The sequence below is a fragment of the Pseudomonas congelans genome, from assembly GCF_900103225.1.
Classification (GTDB): Bacteria; Pseudomonadota; Gammaproteobacteria; order Pseudomonadales; family Pseudomonadaceae; genus Aquipseudomonas; species Aquipseudomonas congelans.
Window position 1 is genome coordinate 322,471 of the sequence record NZ_FNJH01000003.1, and the last position, 17,156, is coordinate 339,626.

At 60.3% G+C, this 17,156-nt stretch carries 21 protein-coding genes; 10 read left to right on the forward strand and 11 right to left on the reverse strand.

The genetic code is table 11. From position 1 onward, the window contains the following. Positions 1-235 precede the first annotated feature (235 nt). On the reverse strand, positions 236-1,690 hold the full coding sequence (locus tag BLR20_RS12775; RefSeq protein WP_010436914.1) for a TrkH family potassium uptake protein: 1,455 nt from the start codon (positions 1,688-1,690) through the stop codon (positions 236-238). 173 nt (positions 1,691-1,863) lie between these two features. Here BLR20_RS12775 and BLR20_RS12780 point away from each other — a divergent pair, with 173 nt between their 5' ends. Then, positions 1,864-2,424, forward strand: a complete 561-nt coding sequence (locus tag BLR20_RS12780) for a nitroreductase family protein (RefSeq protein WP_054994325.1) — start codon at positions 1,864-1,866, stop codon at positions 2,422-2,424. Here BLR20_RS12780 and BLR20_RS12785 read toward each other — a convergent pair whose 3' ends face one another. The 6 genes from BLR20_RS12785 to BLR20_RS12815 all read right to left on the reverse strand — a co-directional run bounded on the left by BLR20_RS12785 (position 2,425) and on the right by BLR20_RS12815 (position 6,669). Continuing rightward, positions 2,425-3,774, reverse strand: coding sequence for a sensor histidine kinase (locus BLR20_RS12785; RefSeq protein WP_032612449.1), 1,350 nt, complete (start codon positions 3,772-3,774; stop codon positions 2,425-2,427). A gap of 86 nt (positions 3,775-3,860) precedes the next feature. After that, positions 3,861-4,340, reverse strand: coding sequence for a hypothetical protein (locus tag BLR20_RS12795; RefSeq protein WP_010436907.1), 480 nt, complete (start codon positions 4,338-4,340; stop codon positions 3,861-3,863). Positions 4,341-4,526: 186 nt separating this feature from the next. Then, entirely contained in the window at positions 4,527-5,204 is a 678-nt protein-coding gene (locus BLR20_RS12800; protein ID WP_003424789.1) for a response regulator transcription factor, read from the reverse strand. Between the two features lie 7 nt (positions 5,205-5,211). Continuing rightward, the gene (locus BLR20_RS12805; RefSeq protein WP_054994326.1) at positions 5,212-5,625 is read right to left on the reverse strand and encodes an SH3 domain-containing protein; all 414 of its coding nucleotides are present in this window, start codon (positions 5,623-5,625) and stop codon (positions 5,212-5,214) included. 146 nt (positions 5,626-5,771) lie between these two features. After that, a complete protein-coding gene (locus tag BLR20_RS12810; RefSeq protein WP_003314712.1) occupies positions 5,772-6,071 on the reverse strand; it encodes a YciI family protein in 300 nt (99 codons plus the stop codon). A gap of 1 nt (position 6,072) precedes the next feature. Beyond that, entirely contained in the window at positions 6,073-6,669 is a 597-nt protein-coding gene (locus BLR20_RS12815) for a septation protein A (RefSeq protein WP_054994327.1), read from the reverse strand. A gap of 65 nt (positions 6,670-6,734) precedes the next feature. Between BLR20_RS12815 and BLR20_RS12820 the strand changes: the two genes are divergently transcribed. From BLR20_RS12820 to arfB, 9 genes are all read left to right on the forward strand, one after another. Beyond that, a complete protein-coding gene (locus BLR20_RS12820; RefSeq protein ID WP_054994328.1) occupies positions 6,735-7,598 on the forward strand; it encodes a PHP domain-containing protein in 864 nt (287 codons plus the stop codon). A 13-nt stretch (positions 7,599-7,611) separates the two neighbouring features. After that, positions 7,612-8,241 carry an L-threonylcarbamoyladenylate synthase gene (locus BLR20_RS12825; protein ID WP_025991105.1) on the forward strand — a complete coding sequence of 210 codons (630 nt, stop codon included), beginning with the start codon at positions 7,612-7,614 and terminating at the stop codon, positions 8,239-8,241. A 119-nt stretch (positions 8,242-8,360) separates the two neighbouring features. Continuing rightward, positions 8,361-9,059: a segregation and condensation protein A gene (locus BLR20_RS12830; protein ID WP_170855934.1), complete on the forward strand. Its 699-nt coding sequence runs from the start codon at positions 8,361-8,363 to the stop codon at positions 9,057-9,059. Positions 9,060-9,074: 15 nt separating this feature from the next. Next, complete coding sequence (gene scpB / locus BLR20_RS12835; RefSeq protein WP_004412831.1) at positions 9,075-9,842, forward strand: SMC-Scp complex subunit ScpB; 768 nt, start codon at positions 9,075-9,077, stop codon at positions 9,840-9,842. Between the two features lie 210 nt (positions 9,843-10,052). Beyond that, positions 10,053-10,244, forward strand: a complete 192-nt coding sequence (locus BLR20_RS12845) for a DUF1289 domain-containing protein (protein ID WP_002554453.1) — start codon at positions 10,053-10,055, stop codon at positions 10,242-10,244. A gap of 184 nt (positions 10,245-10,428) precedes the next feature. Beyond that, positions 10,429-11,661 (forward strand): 23S rRNA pseudouridine(2605) synthase RluB, encoded by a 1,233-nt coding sequence (gene rluB, locus BLR20_RS12850; protein ID WP_024648258.1) that lies wholly within the window; start codon positions 10,429-10,431, stop codon positions 11,659-11,661. A 17-nt stretch (positions 11,662-11,678) separates the two neighbouring features. Next, positions 11,679-11,936 carry a hypothetical protein gene (locus BLR20_RS12855; protein WP_235810025.1) on the forward strand — a complete coding sequence of 86 codons (258 nt, stop codon included), beginning with the start codon at positions 11,679-11,681 and terminating at the stop codon, positions 11,934-11,936. Continuing rightward, the gene (locus tag BLR20_RS12860; RefSeq protein WP_010436879.1) at positions 11,933-13,342 is read left to right on the forward strand and encodes an amino acid permease; all 1,410 of its coding nucleotides are present in this window, start codon (positions 11,933-11,935) and stop codon (positions 13,340-13,342) included. Before BLR20_RS12855 ends, BLR20_RS12860 begins: the two co-directional genes overlap by 4 nt. 31 nt (positions 13,343-13,373) lie before the next feature. Beyond that, the gene (gene arfB, locus BLR20_RS12865; RefSeq protein WP_003314723.1) at positions 13,374-13,787 is read left to right on the forward strand and encodes an alternative ribosome rescue aminoacyl-tRNA hydrolase ArfB; all 414 of its coding nucleotides are present in this window, start codon (positions 13,374-13,376) and stop codon (positions 13,785-13,787) included. 209 nt (positions 13,788-13,996) lie between these two features. On the opposite strand, the gene BLR20_RS12875 is transcribed toward arfB, so the two are convergent. The 4 genes from BLR20_RS12875 to phhA all read right to left on the reverse strand — a co-directional run bounded on the left by BLR20_RS12875 (position 13,997) and on the right by phhA (position 17,156). Beyond that, positions 13,997-15,196 (reverse strand): MFS transporter, encoded by a 1,200-nt coding sequence (locus BLR20_RS12875; RefSeq protein WP_010437497.1) that lies wholly within the window; start codon positions 15,194-15,196, stop codon positions 13,997-13,999. A 137-nt stretch (positions 15,197-15,333) separates the two neighbouring features. Beyond that, a complete protein-coding gene (locus tag BLR20_RS12880) occupies positions 15,334-15,513 on the reverse strand; it encodes a hypothetical protein (RefSeq protein WP_054994329.1) in 180 nt (59 codons plus the stop codon). 453 nt (positions 15,514-15,966) lie between these two features. Then, positions 15,967-16,323 (reverse strand): 4a-hydroxytetrahydrobiopterin dehydratase, encoded by a 357-nt coding sequence (locus BLR20_RS12885; RefSeq protein ID WP_003342603.1) that lies wholly within the window; start codon positions 16,321-16,323, stop codon positions 15,967-15,969. Positions 16,324-16,358: 35 nt separating this feature from the next. Next, on the reverse strand, positions 16,359-17,156 hold the full coding sequence (gene phhA / locus BLR20_RS12890) for a phenylalanine 4-monooxygenase (protein WP_010437499.1): 798 nt from the start codon (positions 17,154-17,156) through the stop codon (positions 16,359-16,361).

The following is a 17,156-nucleotide window of genomic DNA, read 5'->3' on the forward strand; positions in this document are numbered from 1 at the left end:
ACGAAGTCGGGCCGGAAACGGAGCTGCGGGCTTTGCCTACTTTGGCCCCATCAAAGTAGGTCGCCGAGGGGCGAAAAGGTGACCTGAGCCGAACCCAAATCCACCTGACAAAGAAAAACCGTTGTGTGACGCAGAGCGTCACGATCTGCATTCCCACGCGGAGCGTGGGGACGATAAAAATCTCCGTTTTCCGGACTCTTCAAGACTTGTGTACGACGATGAGTGCTGCCAGACCTCAATGCCGCCAGAATGCCGGTACACACAGCACCAGCACAGTAATGATTTCCAGACGACCCAGCAGCATGCCGCCGGACAGAATCCATTTGGCCGCATCCGGCAAGGTAGAGAAATTGCCCGCTGGCCCGATGACCTCACCCAACCCTGGCCCTACACCCGATACTGTACTGGCAGCGCCAGTCAGTGCGGTCATCCAGTCCAGCCCGAGCAGCGACAGCATCAGCGCGATCAGACAGATAGTGATCGTGAAGAAAAACGAAAAAGTCAGGATCGAGCGCACGATTTCGTCGTCCAGCCGATGGCCGTTGTATTTCTGCTTCATCACCGCGCGCGGATGGATCAGTTGATTGAGGTTGGTCTTGAGGAGAATGTAGGCCACCTGAAAGCGGAAGATCTTCACCCCGCCCGCGGTCGAGCCGGAACAACCGCCGATAAAGCCCAGATAAAAGAACAGCATCAGCGAGAAATTGCCCCACAGGCTGTAGTCACCCAGTGCAAAACCCGTCGTCGTCACCACCGAGGTCACGTTCAGCGCGACATGGCGCAGCGCCTCGGTCCACGGCAGGTCAGTGGTATTGGCGTACCAGACGGTCATTACCAGCCAGGTGATCAACAGCAGCCCGATCAGCCCCTGAACCTGTTCATCCTTGAGCAACGCCTTGCGGTTGCCGCGCAGCGTCGCGACATACAGGGTAAAGGGCAGGCTGCCGAGGATCATCACCACAATCGCCACCCAATGCACCGCCGGTTGCGGCCATTTGGCCAGCGACTGGTCGGAGGTGGAGAAGCCGCCGGTGGAAATCGCCGACATCGCGTGATTGATCGCGTCGAACAGACTCATGCCCGCCGCCCAGAAGGCCAGGCTGCCCAGCGCGGTAAAGCCCACATAGGCGAGCACGATGAACTTGGCCACCATGTGCGAGCGGGGCATGACCTTTTCCGAGCGGTCCGAGGACTCGGTCTGAAACAGGCGCATGCCGCCGATGCGCAGCAAGGGCAGAATCGCCACGGCCATACCGATGAAGCCGATGCCGCCCAGCCAGTGCAGCATCGAACGCCAGATCAGAATGCCCGGAGACATGCTGTCCAGGTGGCTGAGTACTGTCGAGCCGGTGGCCGTGATGCCGGACATGCTCTCGAAGAACGAGTCGGTGTAACTGATGTGCTGGGTAAGCAGAAAGGGCAGGGCGGCGAAAATGCACACCACAATCCAGCTGGAGACGGTCAGCATGTACATGTCCCGCGGGCGCAACTGAACGTTGTCGGGACGTCCGGGCACCACCAGCGCCAGGCCGGCGATGAAGGTGATTGCGCTGGCCCAGAGAAACTCGCGCAGGTCCTCGAAACGGTCGTAGATGACCAGCGTGGCCATGGGCACGATCATGGCGACAGCCAGGGTGATCAGGAAGATGCCGATAATGAAACCGATGATACGCAAGGTCGGCAACGACATGACAGGCTCTGGCTGGTGTGAGGAAAGGCGCCATTCTACCTGCGCTTGAGGGCATGTAAACCGGCGCGGCCGAGGACCTGCTTCAAGCGCAGAGGTAACGAATTGTGCGTCGCGCTCGTTATTGACGCTAAACAGGCTCTAGAATGCTCGATCACTTTTTAAGGAGACAGTCCATGCAGGCGCTCGACGTTTTGCTCAATCGTGTATCGGTTCCACGACTGGTCGACCCGGCCCCGGACGCTGCGCAGCGGGAAATCCTGTTCGGTGCCGCACTGCGCGCGCCGGATCATGGACAGCTCAAGCCATATCGTTTTCTGACTGTCGAAGGCGCTGCCCGTGATCGTATGGGCGAGATGCTGGCGCAGGCGCTGCAGGGGAGTGGCGCTGAAGTGACCCCGCAGGCGTTGGAAAAGGCCCGTCTTGGCCCATTGCGCGCGCCCTTGGTAGTGGTCGTGATCGCGCGCCTGCAGGACCACTTCAAAGTCCCCCGTTCAGAACAGCGGATCACTGCCGGATGCGCCGCTCATGGTGTGTTGCTGGCAGCGTATGCACTGGGTATCGGTGCCGTCTGGAGGACCGGTGAGCTGTCCTATGCTCCGCAGGTGGCCAAGGGCTTCGGCCTTGAAGCCGACGAAGAAGTGCTCGGTTTTCTATACCTGGGCACCCCCCTGAACCCGCCGCGCGAAGCGCCGAAAGTCGAGGTGGGCGGGTTTGTCAGCGAGTGGCAGGGCTGATCATACCGACGATGAACTGAGCGGCTCTCTGGGCAGATCCAGCGTGGCGATAAAACCGCCTTCCGGATGATTGCCCAGCATAAGGTTGCCGCCATGTCGCTCCGCTGCGCGTTTGGCGATCGCCAGCCCCAGGCCGTGACCCGGCGTGGTCTGGCCGGGAGCGCGGTAAAACGGCTCGCCCAGTTGCGTCAGATGTTCGTCGGCAACGCCCGGGCCGTGATCACGGACGCTCAGACGAATGTGATTGTCGACCTGAATTGCCTGCAGATCGATGCGCTGCCCGGCGGGATTGAAGCGCAGCGCATTGCGCAGCAGGTTGTCCAGCGCCCGCTCGATCATGTCCGGCCAGCCTTTGAGATGCAGGTTGTCCTGCACCTCGACATGAATATTCTGATCGATACCGTCCAGTTGTGTGTCGTTCTTCAGACGCTGCAGCAGCGCTTCGAGGTCGATGGGCTCAGGGCCACGAAGCTCGGCGTCGAGGCGTGCCAGGGCCAGAATCTCACTGATCAGCGCCTCCAGTCGGTCACATTCACGGCCCAGTCGTGGCCAGAGCTTTTCACGCTCGGCAGGCTCCGCACGTTCAGCCAGCGCCAGGGCGATACGCAATCGGGCCAGCGGTGAGCGCAGTTCATGAGACACATCGCGCAGTAACTGGCGCTGACTGCCAATCAGGCTTTGCAGGCGCGCACCCATGCGGTTGAAGTCCTTGGCCAGCACGCCGAATTCGTCACGCCGGTTGGCCAGTTGTCCGAGGCTGTGTTGTTGATAGCTGGTTTGCCCCAGATCGTGCACCGCCCCGCGCAGGCGACTCAGCGGTCGGGTAATCGACAGCGTCACGAACAGGCTGAACAGGGTCAGAACCACCAGTGCAATGCCCAGCGCGCTCAATGGCCACATCAGACTCTGACGGTGCCACTCGTCGAGCTCCGGGTGCGGAACGCGGTAGATGAACAGGTAGGTTTCGCCGGTCTTCGGGCTGCTGTACTCGGTGGCCAGTCGGCGCCAGGGCAGTTTGCGCCCCTGCTCGTCGCCTTCCCGCTGCCGTGCTTCCAGGGCTGCGGCGCGCGGCGGGAAGGTGCCGCGGACCATGGGCTCGCCGCTGTCGCTGAGCACCTGTGTGTCGATACGATTGCGTCGTTTGATGTCCTGAAGAAATTCCTGAGCGTTATCTGCGCCCTTGTCCTCGAAGCGTTGCGTCCACTGTTCGGGCAACGAGTTGAGCACCGGGTGACGGCTGAGGATCCATGCATCCTGATTGAGCATATGCCCCATGAGCACCGACAGGCCGCCTACCAGAGCGATGGCCAGCCAGAAGCTGGCCAGGATTCGCCAGAACAATGAACGCACGGGATTTCCTCGGTCTCAGTAAAAAAGCCCGGCATGCGCGCGCATGCCGGGTTGTGTTCAACTCATCGGGCCGCGAGGCCTGATGGTTACAGCGTCTTTGCTGCTTTTGCCGCTTTCCAGGCCTTGAACTCGGCCCATTCGGCGCGACGTGCGTCTTCTTTCTTCTTGATTTCGTCAAACAGCTTCTGCTGGTCAGGCCTCAGCAGTGCACGAACTTCGCTGTCGGTCTTGGAGCGTTTGGCTTCGATTTCGTCGTGCATTGCCTTCTGGTCGGCAGCAGGCATTTTTTCCAGGTAGCTTTGGGTGATTTCGCGACGCTCATGCTTTTGCTCGCGCATCAAACGTTCGATCTGCTGACGCTGTTCACGTGTCAGGTCCAGCTCACCCATCGGTCCCATCGGGCCAGGGCCGCGATCCATTCGTGGGCCTGGGCCGCGGTCATCGCGATCCATGTGCATGGCAGGTCCGTCAGCATCCGGGCCACCGGCAGGTGGCGGAGGTGGTGCGGCCATGGCAATGGTCGGCAGGGCAGTGGCAAACATCAAAGCGATCAGGGTCTTGCGCATTGTGTATCTCCTTGTCTCTAGTGCGGCTCGATGCCGATGAGCCCAGTTTAGGGAGATCAAGGTCAAGCGCGGTCAGCGCTTGGTAAAGCTTGTGTAAGGAGACCGTTGCAAGTTTTCAGCTTGCGGCTACACGCCAGAAGCGCGGTGCTTTCAACTTGCCGCGTGAAGCTTGCCACGTGAAGCGGCTCAAAGCGCGTAGTAATAGCCGCGGCTGCGCAGGGCGACGATGCGCGGGCGGCCGTCGGAGTGCGGGCCGATTTTCTTGCGCAGGTTGCTGACGTGCATGTCCAGACTGCGGTCGTACAGGGTCAGTTTGCGGCCCAGCGCCAACTGTGCCAGTTCCTGCTTGTCCAGCGGTTCGCCGGGCTGGCGCATCAATGCTTCCAGCAAGCGGCTTTCGGACACGGTGAGGGTCAGCTCCTTTTCGTCGACACTGACCACGCCGCGCATCGGGCTGAAGGTCAGGTCACCCAGTTCGAGCTGGCTGGACGAGGCTACCGGATGACTGCGGCGCAGTACGGCGCGCAGGCGGGCGGTGAGTTCGCGAGGGTCGCAGGGTTTTGCCAGGTAATCGTCAGCGCCCAGTTCAAGGCCCAGAATGCGGTCCAGCGGCTCGCCGCGTGCCGAGAGCATCACCACCGGCAGGTCAGGGTGGTCTGCGCGTAATTGCTTGAGCAGCTCAAGACCGCTGCCATCGGGCAGCATCACGTCCAGCACCACGGCAGCGGGGGCGGCGTCGGCCAATGCCTGACGCGCGCTGGTCCCGTCGTGACAGGCGCGCACCTGAAAGCCTTCCTGGCTCAGCCAACTGCTCAGCAGTTCGCACAGCTCCTGATCATCATCAATTAGTAACAGCTCGCTCATGACTCACTCAATTTAGCCACTGCCGACGTTGCCTACGCCAACCGCTGACCAATATACCGCACAGAAGGGCGAACATCGCAACGCCACCGCCTGCGATGAACCATTGTTGCTGCTCGGTCAGCAGACGCGGGGGCGCTGCGGACAGTGCTTCTTTGAGCTGCAACTTGAGCTTTTGGTTCTCCTGACGCAAACGTGTCAGCAAGGCGTTGTTGCGTTCCGGATCGGCGTTCTGCAACTGCCGGGTCAATTCTTCGCGCTGCTGCTCGCTGTCCTTGAGGCGCAACTGAAGGTCGGCAATCTGGCTGGCGGCACCGGGCTGATGCAAAGGCTGCACCGCGCCACCCTCACTGACAGTCTCGGCGTTTACCTGCACACCCGCTGCCATCAATATCGCCAACAGACACCACGTCGCTGAACGCATCTGAACTCCCTTTTACCGAGCCGTGTAAATTCGCACATTGAGCGGGTTATCGGCAGGCAGGCGGGAATGATGAATGAAGGGCGAGGCGGCGGCGCGGCCCTGCTTCGCTGAAAGCAGGGCCTGCAGTTGCTATAAAGGGGAGGGGATCACGGCAGGACTTGCTTGAACGGCTTGACCACGACGTTGGCGTAGACACCTGCGGCAACGAACGGATCGGCTTCGGCCCAGGCCTTGGCGGCGCTCTGCGATTCGAACTCGGCAACGATCAGGCTACCGCTGAAACCGGCAGCGCCCGGGTCGTTGCTGTCGACTGCCGGGTGTGGGCCGGCCAGCACCAGTCGGCCCTCATCCTTGAGCGCGTTGAGGCGCTCCAGATGTGCCGGACGAACGCTGAGGCGTTTTTCCAGCGAGTTTTCGACGTCGGTGGCAATGATTGCGTAGAGCATGTCAGTCCTCGGATTTGGTCGTATTGGGAGCGGAGTCGTGCAGGTGGCGCGACAGATAGATACCCTGGCCGACCAGGAAGACCAGGGTCATGCCCAGGCTGCCGAATACTTTGAAGTCGACCCAGAATTCCTGATAAGTGAAGGCCACATACAGGTTGGCCGCGCCACAGAACAGGAAGAATATGATCCAGGCGATGTTGAGCCGGGTCCAGATCGCCGCCGGCAGGGTCAATGCATGGCCCATGATGCGCTGGATAAGCGGACGGTCGCCGATGAAATGACTGCCGGCGAAGGCGACGGCAAACAGCCAGTTGACCACCGGGGCTTTCCATTTCAGGAAGGTTTCGCTGTGGAAGGCCAGAGTCAGGCTGCCGAACACCAGGCACGCTACCAGCGTGAGCCACTGGCTTTTTTCCAGCTTGCGCTGTTTGACGTAGAGAATGCCGTAGACCACCACCGAACTGATGATCAGCATCGCCGTTGCACTGAAAATGCCGCCTACCATATAGGTATTGCCGAGGATATCCACGGCACGCGGCTCGGTTTTGTAAACGATGAAGAACAGCAGCAGCGGGATGAAGTCGATGAATTGTTTCACAATGGCAGCCAGAAGCAGGATGTGGCGGCATAATAACAAACATCAATGAACACGAAAGCATCACTATGAATGTAGACCTGCACTGCCACAGCACCGCTTCCGACGGGGCACTCTCGCCCACGGCACTGGTTGCGCGTGCTCATGAAAACGGCGTGCGCGTCCTTTCGCTGACCGACCACGACACCCTTGAAGGGCTTGAAGAAGCCCGTACGGCGGCGCATTCATTGGGTATGCAACTGGTCAACGGGGTGGAGCTGTCCTGCACCTGGGGCGGCGCGACCATTCATATTCTGGGTTACGGATTCGATACCCAGGCCCCGGCGCTGACCGAAGCCGTCAGTCGTTTGCATGAGGGACGCTGGCTGCGTGCGGAAGAAATCAGCCGCAAATTGGCGATCAAAGGTATGCCTGGCGCGCTGGAAGGCGCTCGCGCGATTCAGCAGGAGCTGGGTGACAGCGGTAATGCGCCTGCACGTCCGCACTTTGCCGACTTCATGGTGCGCTCGGGTTTCGTCAAGGACCGCGCCGAGGCATTTCGCAAATGGCTGGGGGCGGGCAAACTGGGCGATGTGAAGCAGCACTGGCCGACGTTGGAAGACACGGTTGCCACCCTGCGGGCGTCGGGTGCATGGGTCAGCCTCGCGCATCCTTCACATTATGACTTTACCCGCAGTAAACGGCGTAAACTGGTCGGCGATTTCGTCCAGGCCGGCGGGCACGCCATAGAAGTGGTCAATGGCATGCAGCCTGCCGATCAGGTCGGCACCCTGGCCATCCTTGCACGCGAGTTCGGACTGCTGGTCTCTGCCGGCAGCGACTTCCACGGTCCTGGCACCTGGGGCGAGATCGGCACTTATCGTCCCGTGCCTGAAGATCTACCGCCTTTGTGGTGCAGATTCAAACATGAACAGCCTACTGCCGCCGTCTGAACAGGAAGTAATCGTGAGTCAATTTTTCCAGGTCCATCCGGAAAACCCGCAGCCGCGCCTGATCAAGCAGGCCGCTGAAATCATCAAGGCCGGCGGGCTGGTGGTGTACCCGACAGATTCGTCCTATGCACTGGGTTGCCAGATCGGCGACAAGAGCGCCATCGAGCGTATCCGCCGCCTGCGTCAGCTGGACGACAAGCACAACTTCACCCTGATGTGTTGCGACCTGTCGCAACTGGGGCTGTTTGCCAAGGTCGATACCGGCGCGTTCCGTGCTCTGAAGGCACACACGCCAGGTCCGTACACCTTCATTCTCAACGCCACCCGCGAGGTGCCGCGTCTGGTGCTGCACCCCAAGCGTCGTACCATCGGCCTGCGTGTGCCGAGCCATCCCATCGCCCAGGCCCTGCTGGAGCAACTGGGTGAGCCGCTGATGAGTGTCAGCCTGATCATGCCGGGTGACACTGTGCCGCTCAGCGACCCCTATGAGATGCGTCAGGTTCTCGAGCATCAGGTCGACCTGATCATCGATGGCGGGATCGGCGGTATTTCGGCGTCCACGGTCATTAATCTGGCCGAGGGTGAACCCCAGATCGTTCGGGTTGGCTGCGGTGATCCGACGCCGTTCGGTGAACGCGCCTGATGACAGCCGTCGAGGCAGTGGACAGCCAGGCCGACGCCCAGCAGGAACTGCCGTTCGCACTGGTCTACGGGCGTGCGGTCACGCAGATGCCGCTGGACCTCTACATCCCGCCCGATGCGCTGGAGGTTTTTCTCGAAGCGTTCGAAGGGCCGCTCGACCTGCTGCTTTATCTGATCCGCAAACAGAACATCGACATCCTCGATATTCCCGTGGCCGAGATCACCAAGCAGTACATGGGCTACGTCGAGCTGATGAAAACCGTGCGCCTGGAGCTGGCTGCCGAGTATCTGGTCATGGCCGCCATGCTGGCCGAGATCAAATCGCGCATGCTGTTGCCGCGTTCGGCGGAAGTCGAAGAGGAAGAGGGCGATCCGCGCGCCGAGCTGATTCGCCGCTTGCAGGAATACGAGCGCTTCAAGGCCGCCGCCGAAGGCATCGATGGCCTGAGCCGGGTCGGCCGCGACGTCATCGTGCCGAAACTGGACGCTCCCGAAGCCCGTGCACGCAAGTTGCTGCCGGATGTCAGCCTTGAAGAAGTGCTGATGTCGATGGCCGAGGTGCTGCACCGCGGCGACATGTTCGAAAGCCACCAGGTCAGCCGCGAGGCACTGTCCACCCGCGAGCGTATGAGCGATGTACTGGAACGTCTCAAGGGCGGCGGTTTTGTGCCGTTCGCCGAGCTGTTTACCGCCGAAGAAGGGCGTCTGGGTGTGGTCGTGACGTTTATGGCGGTGCTTGAGCTGGTCAAGGAATCACTTGTCGAGCTGGTCCAAAACGAGCCCTTTGCGGCGATCCATGTCCGGGCGCGAGCCGAGTAGAGCTAAAACACATTCATGAACCTCAACGAACCTCGCGAACTGGCCCCGCTGCTTGAAGCATTTCTGCTGGCCTCCGGAAAACCGCAGACGCTGGAGCGCCTGTATGAGTTGTTCGAGGAGGGCGAGCGGCCTGAGCCTCCGGTGTTCAAAAAGGCACTTGAGGTGCTGCGCAAGTCTTGTGAGGGTCGCGCCTTCGAGCTCAAGGAAGTGGCGTCGGGTTATCGCCTGCAGATTCGTGACCGCTTTTCGCCGTGGGTCGGGCGCTTGTGGGAAGAGCGCCCGCAGCGTTACTCCCGGGCCATGCTGGAAACCCTCGCGCTGATCGCCTACCGCCAGCCGATCACGCGGGGCGAGATCGAAGATGTGCGCGGTGTGGCGGTCAACAGCCACATCGTCAAGACCCTGCTCGAGCGCGAGTGGATTCGCGTGGTGGGCTATCGCGATGTACCCGGCAAACCGGCCATGTTCGCGACCACCAAAGGTTTTCTCGACCACTTCAACCTCAAAAGCCTCGACGAACTGCCGCCGCTGGCCGACCTGCGCGAGATGGAAACCGAGCCGGTGCTGGATTTCGAAGAAGCGCCGGTGCCTGCGCACCTGCAAGCCCTGGCCGACGCCAGCCTCGACCCGGACGCAGAGCCCGAAGCCCCGCGTGACGAAACCAGCTTCCGCAGTCTGCTGGTGGAACTGGACTCGATGGAGCAGGGCCTCAAGACCGATTTCGACGACCTGTTGCGTACGGAGCCGGAGCCTGAAGACGGCAAAGGCGACGATGAGGTCTGATTGATTATCGCTCCCACGCTCTGCGTGGTAGCGCTTTTCTCGACGCTCTGCGTCCTCTTGACGACGCAGAGCGTCGAGAACTGCATTCCCACGCTGAAGCGTGCGGAACGACAATCCGAACTGTCGTGCCAACGCTCCGCGCACTTTGGTCGAATTCATACGTCAGCCCAGGGTCACATCTGTTACCACTCGCCATGAGATTCGCTGCCCATGAGTTCGACCAAGAACCCTTGCATCAGCCTGTGCAAGTTCGATGATGACATTTGTCTGGGATGCGGCCGCAGCAAGCGCGAAATCAAGGCCTGGAAGAAACTCGACAAGGACGACAAGCGTACGGTGCTTGAGGAGTCTGCCAAGCGGCTGGCGAAGCTCAAGACCGCCGGTCGCAAAAAGAAGAAGTGATCCGGGTATTTGCCGTTGACGCCGGATGCGCAAACCGGCGCAGGGGCGTATGATGGCCGACCCTCGGCGATCAAGTGTCGCCCGGGCTTTCAAGTATTTCGCCTTGCCGCTATCCACAGCGCGCCGGGCACAGGTCTTGCCGGTTCTCGGCCAGCCCTGATTCGACACACCGGGAGGTGCCCAGATGAGTGAAAAAGACAAGCAGGACAGCCAGGAAATCGGACCCGCAGGCGAAAAGCTGCAGAAGGTTCTGGCGCGCATTGGTGTGGGTTCACGCCGTGACGTAGAAGCCTGGATTACCCAAGGCCGTATCAAGGTCAACGGCAAGGACGCGACCCTTGGTCAACGCGTCGACCTGCATGACGCCATCAGTGTCGATGGTCGCGTCATCAAGCGCGAAGAAGCGGCCGAAACGGTCCGTCGCGTGATCATGTACAACAAGCCCGATGGCGAAATCTGCACTCGTGACGACCCTGAAGGCCGTCCGACCGTGTTCGATCGTCTGCCGCGCCCGAAAGAAGGCCGCTGGATCAACATCGGTCGTCTCGACATCAACACCACCGGCCTGCTGATGTTCACCACCGACGGTGAACTCGCCAACCGCCTGATGCACCCGTCGTTTGAAATGGACCGTGAATACGCGGTTCGCGTGCGTGGCGAAGTCGATGACGACATGCTGCTGCGCCTCAAGAACGGTGTGATTCTCGAAGACGGTCCTGCGCGCTTCACCGATATCCAGCAGGCGCCGGGCGGCGAAGGTTTCAACCACTGGTATCACTGCGTGGTGATGGAAGGCCGTAACCGCGAAGTGCGTCGTCTCTGGGAATCCCAGGGGCTGGTGGTCAGCCGCCTGAAGCGCGTGCGTTATGGGCCGGTGTTCCTCAACTCCGACTTGCCGATGGGCCGCTGGCGCGAAATGAGCCAGTACGAAGTCGACATTCTGGCCGCCGAAGTCGGTCTGCAACCTGTGGCCCAGCCGCAGATGAATGCCAAGACCAAGGACAAGATGGAGCGTCTGCAGCGTCAATCGTCCCGTCCGTTGGGCAAGGGCGAGCGCGTTGTCCGTACACTCCGTCCTGCCGCTGGTGCTCCAGCGACCGGCGGCGAGCGCGCACCGCGTCAGCCGCAGATCACCGGTAGCGAGCGTGATCGTCCGCGCGGTGGCGATTCGACTCAGCGTCCTTCGCCGCGCAAGGATTCGGGCAAGCCCGGTTCACGCGCGCCGCGTCCGGCCGACAACAGCCGTGGCACACCGGTTGCCGAGCGTCCTAGCGACATGAACAAGCGTCCGGCCAAGCCGGGCCCCAAGCGTGTCGGCATCAAGCTGGTCAACGATGATGCGCCTTCAGGCAAGCGTCGTGGTCCACCGGCAGGTTCAGGTCAGCGTCCGGGCTTCGGTCGTCGCAAGCCTGAGTGATTGAGCGGTGTGAATGAATGGCAACGCCAGCCCACAGGGCTGGCGTTGTCGTTTTCGGCGATCTGAAAAGCGCTGTCACACTGCCGTTGCGCATCGACCTTCCTGTTTTAAACCTCAGCCGGGATGCACGTGTACAATGCTGCGCTTTTTTCTGTGAAACAGTGCTGTTCAACGCTCCGGGCCATCCGCCTTGGGCGCTGCAATTCTGTTGTGCCACGAGCGCAGCAGGTTCTATTCCGTCACAGAACAAGATCGATCAGGTGGCTATTGAATGAGTGAAACAACCTCACCCTCGGGCGAACTGAAACGTGGCCTGAAGAATCGACACATCCAGCTGATCGCCCTGGGCGGTGCCATCGGGACGGGCCTGTTTCTCGGTTCGGCGGGCGTGCTGAAATCAGCCGGGCCGTCGATGATTCTCGGTTACGCCATCTGTGGCTTCATCGCCTTCATGATCATGCGCCAGTTGGGCGAGATGATTGTCGAAGAGCCGGTCGCCGGATCGTTCAGCCATTTCGCCCACAACTACTGGGGCGGTTTCGCCGGGTTCCTGTCGGGCTGGAATTGCTGGCTGCTGTACATCCTGGTCGGCATGTCCGAACTGACCGCCGTCGGCAAATACATCCATTACTGGTTGCCGGACATCCCTGGCTGGGTATCTGCAGCGGCCTTCTTCGTGCTGATCAATGCCATCAACCTGACCAACGTCAAGGTGTTCGGCGAAACCGAGTTCTGGTTCGCGATCATCAAGGTGGTGGCGATCATCGGCATGATTGCGCTGGGCAGTTACATGCTGGTCAGTGGCAGCGGTGGCCCGCAGGCCTCGGTGAGCAACCTCTGGGAGCATGGCGGATTCTTTCCCAACGGTGTCAGCGGTTTGGTGATGGCGCTGGCAATCATCATGTTCTCGTTCGGCGGCCTGGAGATGCTCGGTTTCACCGCTGCCGAAGCCGAGCAGCCAAAAACCGTGATCCCCAAGGCGATCAACCAGGTCATCTACCGCATCCTGATTTTCTACATCGGCGCGCTGGTGGTGCTGTTGTCGCTGACACCCTGGGACAGCCTGCTGGCCAGTCTCAATGCGTCTGGCGATTCCTACAGCGGCAGTCCGTTCGTCCAGGTGTTCTCGATGCTCGGCAGCGACACGGCGGCGCACATCCTCAACTTCGTGGTGCTGACGGCCGCGCTGTCGGTCTACAACAGCGGCACTTACTGCAACAGCCGCATGCTGGTGGGCATGGCCGAGCAGGGCGATGCACCCAGGGCGCTGGCCCAGGTCGACAAACGCGGCGTGCCGGTCAAGGCGATCTTCGCCTCTGCCGCGGTGACACTGGTCGCCGTCCTGCTCAATTATTTCGTGCCGCAGCAGGCGCTGGAACTGTTGATGTCGCTGGTGGTGGCCACACTGGTGATCAACTGGGCGATGATCAGCTACTCGCACCTGAAATTCCGCCAGCATATGAACCGGACCGCACAGGTGCCGCTGTTCAAGGCGCTGTGGTATCCCTATGGCAACTATGTGTGCCTGGCCTTTGTGGTGTTTATTCTCGGCATCATGCTGATGATTCCCGGCATCCGCATATCGGTCTACGCGATACCGGTGTGGCTGGCGGTGATGTGGGTCTGTTACCGGGCCAAAAACAGGCATAGCGTTGTCCTATCTGTACAGTCTGGCAAATAGCCTTGCCCGTTTCCGAGAAGAAGAGACCCCGATGCTGGTGATTTCCAACAACGTTCATCTGCCGGATGCAGAGATCGAATTGACCGCTATCCGTGCCCAGGGCGCGGGTGGGCAGAACGTCAACAAGGTCTCCAGCGCCGTGCATTTGCGTTTCGACATCAACGCCTCGTCGCTGCCGCCGTTTTACAAGGAACGGCTGCTGGCGTTGAGTGACAGCCGGATTACCAGCGACGGCGTGATCGTGCTCAAGGCTCAGCAGTATCGGACCCAGGAGCAGAACCGTGCCGATGCGTTGCTGCGCCTGAGTGAGCTGATCGTCAACGCGGCCAAGGTCGAAAAGAAACGCCGCCCGACACGCCCGACCCTCGGCTCCAAGACCCGACGTCTGGAATCCAAGAGCAAGCGCGGCTCGATCAAGGCCGGACGCGGGAAGGTGGATTTCTGAGCGTAAGTTAAGACTATCGTTCCTCACGCTTGAGCGTGGGAACGATGACCTGCGGAGCGTCGTACGATAGTTGAGGTTATCGTTCCTCACGCTCCAGCGTGGGAATGCCTTGGGTGACGCTATGCGTCACAAATCCGCGCCGCACCGCACACCCGAGATCGGACGCAGAGCGTCCAGAGCGGCGTTCCCACGCTGGAGCGTGGTGGGCATCACTGGCGCAGCACCTGCGCCTGCTTGTACAGGTAGACGCTCAGTCCCAGCCCGGTGAGTGACGCCAGTGCCGCGAACAGGAAGATCGAGACGAAGCCGAAGCCGGCGGCAATCGCGCCTGCCAGTGGGCCGGTGATGCCCAGCGACAGGTCTATGAACAGCGAGTAGGCGCCCACTGCCGCACCTCGGCTTGACGCCGGGACCAGATTGACCGCTTCCACGCCCAGCGCCGGGAACACCAGTGAGAATCCGAAGCCGGTCAGCGCCGCGCCTGCCAGTGCCAGGTCAGGATTGGGCGCCAGCCACAGCAGTAAGAGCCCCAGGCTTTCCACCGACATACAGACAATCGCGACTCGAAAGCCGCCCAGGCGATTGATCAGGCTGCCGAACAGCAGGCGCGCGGCGATGAAACTGCCCCCGAACAGCGTCAGGCACAGTGCGGCATTCGGCCAGTGGTTGCTCGCGTAATACAGGGTGATGAACGTCGCGATAGTGCCGAAACCGATACCGCCCAACGCCAGGCCCATGCCATGCGGAAACACTCGCCCCAGCACATGCATGAACGGCAGTCGCTCACCTTGCACAATCGGCGCGGGCTCTTTATGCCATGTCAGGTATAGCCCCAGCGCACACAGCAGCATGATGCTCACGCCCACTGTCCACAGGCCGAGTTCGTTGACCATCCACACGCCCAGAGGCGCACCGATGGCCAGCGCGCCGTAGCTGGCGATGCCATTCCAGGAAATGACCTTGGCGGTGTTTTGCGCTCCGACCCGGCCGATACCCCAGCCAATCGAGCCAGAACCGACCAGGCTTTCCGCGGCACCGAGGATCACCCGGCCAATCAGCAGGATCACCAGACTTGCCATCGGCCAACTGTCCAGCCACACCGGCACCAGCATGAACACACCGCTCAGCCCGCAACCGGTCAGTCCGATCTGCACAGCTTTCTTGCTGCCCAGATTGTCGATGATGCGACTCGACCAAGGCCGACTGATCAGCGTGGCCAGGTATTGCACGCTGATGACCAGCCCGGCGATGACTGCACCGAAGCCCAGATCACTGTGGACATAGCCGGGCAGAACGGCGAGGGGAATGCCAATGTTCAGGTAGCCGATAAAGGTGAACATCACGATGGAAACGACGGTCAGGGTAACGGCCATCGGGGTTTGCGGTGCGTTTTGCTGTGTCTCGGACATGGGGCGGGCTTTCGTTCTGTGCGGGCATGGCGTTCGAGCGGGCAGGGAAAAACCCTTAGCAAGCTCTCGAAGTGCTCATCATACCGATGCATCGGGTGATGCAGGTGCAACAGATTGAAATAAACCTGAATGGAGGGCTATTCGTCCCTGGGTGCCACAAGGTGTGTGGTCACAAGTGCGGCCAGGGCGTTTTCCTGAGTACCGAAACGGGCGAGCAGGGCGCTCTGTTTTTCCGGGCTGAGGCGTGACCAGATCTCGATCATTTTCTCTGCGGTGCCAATCAGGGCGCTGGCTTGTGTTTCAGTGAAGTCGCTCATAAAAATCTGCTGTTTGCCTGTTGCTGGTTTTCCAGGCGTATTGAAAACCGGCAAAACCGTTTTTCGATACGCCTGAAAACAATCGCCTTCAGTCTTTGCTTCCGGCTTTCTGGCTGTCTTGAGCCGAGGGTGCTGCTTTCATTGCGACAGGTTGACCAAGCTCTTGCTGAGCCAGAGTCGACTGTTGTGGTTCCTGTTGGCCTGGTGGGAAGTTAGGGATTTCATGCATCGTCGTCGCTCCTCGCAAGGGGTTGCAGATAGAACCGTGCTTTAAAAAAGCCTGCGCAGGATAACCCACTGAAAATGACAATCAGGATATTTTTTTACCCCGATTGCCCTGCTCGTGAAACAAAATGGCTTTTTTACTGTCCGGCTTCTCACCTCTCCAAGCGCTGAGCAGCTTGATTTCATTGGGCCGGACCGCATGAGCAGGTCCACCACCCGCCAATCATTTTATTTTCGGCCTTCTGCGCCTTTGGCCACTTCGTCCGTGCGCGCGGCCATGATGAAGTCGTTGCGGTGCAGGCCCTTGATCGAGTGGCTCCACCAGGTCACGGTCACCTTGCCCCACTCGGTCAGCAGGCCCGGGTGATGGCCTTCCGCTTCGGCAATTTCGCCTACTGCGTTGGTGAACGCCAGCGCCCATTTGAAATTCTTGAACAGAAACACTTTTTCCAGCTGCATCACCGCGTCGCGGACCTCGATGTTCCAGTCCGGGATCTGCTTGAGCAGTTCCGGCAATTCGGCTTCGCTGACCTGCGGCGCGTCGGCACGGCAGGCTTCACAGTGAGCTTGATTCAAGGTGGTCATAAGCAGAGTGTCCTTTTCGGAGAACTGGCCGAGTGTCAGGCGGCGTGGCTTTTGGTTTTAGGCGGAAATTTGGGGGCGTGCAAGCCCAACTGCATGCCTTGCCCGACCAGCGCCATGATGTCTTGCTGCGCCAGGTCGAACAGGCGCTTCAGATCCGGCAGGACAAAGTACAGCGGTTGCAGAATATCGATGCGATACGGTGTACGCATCGCTTCAAGTGCATCGAAAGGGTGGTGTTCAGGGGCTGAGGACAAGCTATACAAGGCTTCTTTCGGCGAAGAGAGAATACCGCCGCCGTAGATTTTCCGCCCTTGCGGTGTGTCGACCAGGCCGAACTCGATGGTCATCCAGTACAGCCGGGCCAGGTACACGCGTTGTTCCTTGCTCGCGCTCAGGCCAAGTTTGCCGTAGGTGTGGGTAAATTCGGCAAACCACGGATTGGTCAGCAGCGGGCAGTGGCCGAATATTTCATGAAAGATGTCCGGCTCTTGCAGGTAATCCAGTTCTTCTGCGGTACGAATGAACGTCGCTACCGGAAAACGCTTGCTGGCCAGCAGTTCGAAAAACGTCTGGAAGGGGATCAGCGCGGGCACCCGCTCGACCTGCCAGCCCGTGGTCGCGCCCAGAACCTTGTTGATTTCGCCTAACTGAGGAATGCGATCGAGCGGCAGGCCCAGTTGCTCGATGCCGTCCAGATATTCCTGACAGGCACGCCCTTCGATGATCTTCATCTGCCGGGTGATCAGGGTGTTCCATACCGCATGTTCGTCCGCCGTGTAGTCGATGAAACCCGAAGCGTCCGGCTCGCGTGCCACGTAAAGCGTCTGGGCCAT

Bases quoted from the DNA above. Each gene is read 5' to 3' on its own strand.
- BLR20_RS12810 (WP_003314712.1), bottom strand. From the start codon at position 6,071: ATGCTCTACGCAATCATTGCCACCGACGTCGAAAACTCGCTGGAAAAA.
- BLR20_RS12820 (WP_054994328.1), top strand. From the start codon at position 6,735: ATGAATGTAGACCTGCACTGCCACAGCACCGCTTCCGACGGGGCACTC.
- BLR20_RS12805 (WP_054994326.1), bottom strand. From the start codon at position 5,625: ATGCGTTCAGCGACGTGGTGTCTGTTGGCGATATTGATGGCAGCGGGT.
- arfB (WP_003314723.1), top strand. From the start codon at position 13,374: ATGCTGGTGATTTCCAACAACGTTCATCTGCCGGATGCAGAGATCGAA.
- phhA (WP_010437499.1), bottom strand. From the start codon at position 17,156: ATGGCCCAGACGCTTTACGTGGCACGCGAGCCGGACGCTTCGGGTTTC.
- BLR20_RS12795 (WP_010436907.1), bottom strand. From the start codon at position 4,340: ATGCGCAAGACCCTGATCGCTTTGATGTTTGCCACTGCCCTGCCGACC.
- BLR20_RS12780 (WP_054994325.1), top strand. From the start codon at position 1,864: ATGCAGGCGCTCGACGTTTTGCTCAATCGTGTATCGGTTCCACGACTG.
- scpB (WP_004412831.1), top strand. From the start codon at position 9,075: ATGAACCTCAACGAACCTCGCGAACTGGCCCCGCTGCTTGAAGCATTT.
- BLR20_RS12775 (WP_010436914.1), bottom strand. From the start codon at position 1,690: ATGTCGTTGCCGACCTTGCGTATCATCGGTTTCATTATCGGCATCTTC.
- rluB (WP_024648258.1), top strand. From the start codon at position 10,429: ATGAGTGAAAAAGACAAGCAGGACAGCCAGGAAATCGGACCCGCAGGC.
- BLR20_RS12800 (WP_003424789.1), bottom strand. From the start codon at position 5,204: ATGAGCGAGCTGTTACTAATTGATGATGATCAGGAGCTGTGCGAACTG.
- BLR20_RS12885 (WP_003342603.1), bottom strand. From the start codon at position 16,323: ATGACCACCTTGAATCAAGCTCACTGTGAAGCCTGCCGTGCCGACGCG.
- BLR20_RS12860 (WP_010436879.1), top strand. From the start codon at position 11,933: ATGAGTGAAACAACCTCACCCTCGGGCGAACTGAAACGTGGCCTGAAG.
- BLR20_RS12880 (WP_054994329.1), bottom strand. From the start codon at position 15,513: ATGAGCGACTTCACTGAAACACAAGCCAGCGCCCTGATTGGCACCGCA.
- BLR20_RS12845 (WP_002554453.1), top strand. From the start codon at position 10,053: ATGAGTTCGACCAAGAACCCTTGCATCAGCCTGTGCAAGTTCGATGAT.
- BLR20_RS12855 (WP_235810025.1), top strand. From the start codon at position 11,679: ATGGCAACGCCAGCCCACAGGGCTGGCGTTGTCGTTTTCGGCGATCTG.
- BLR20_RS12875 (WP_010437497.1), bottom strand. From the start codon at position 15,196: ATGTCCGAGACACAGCAAAACGCACCGCAAACCCCGATGGCCGTTACC.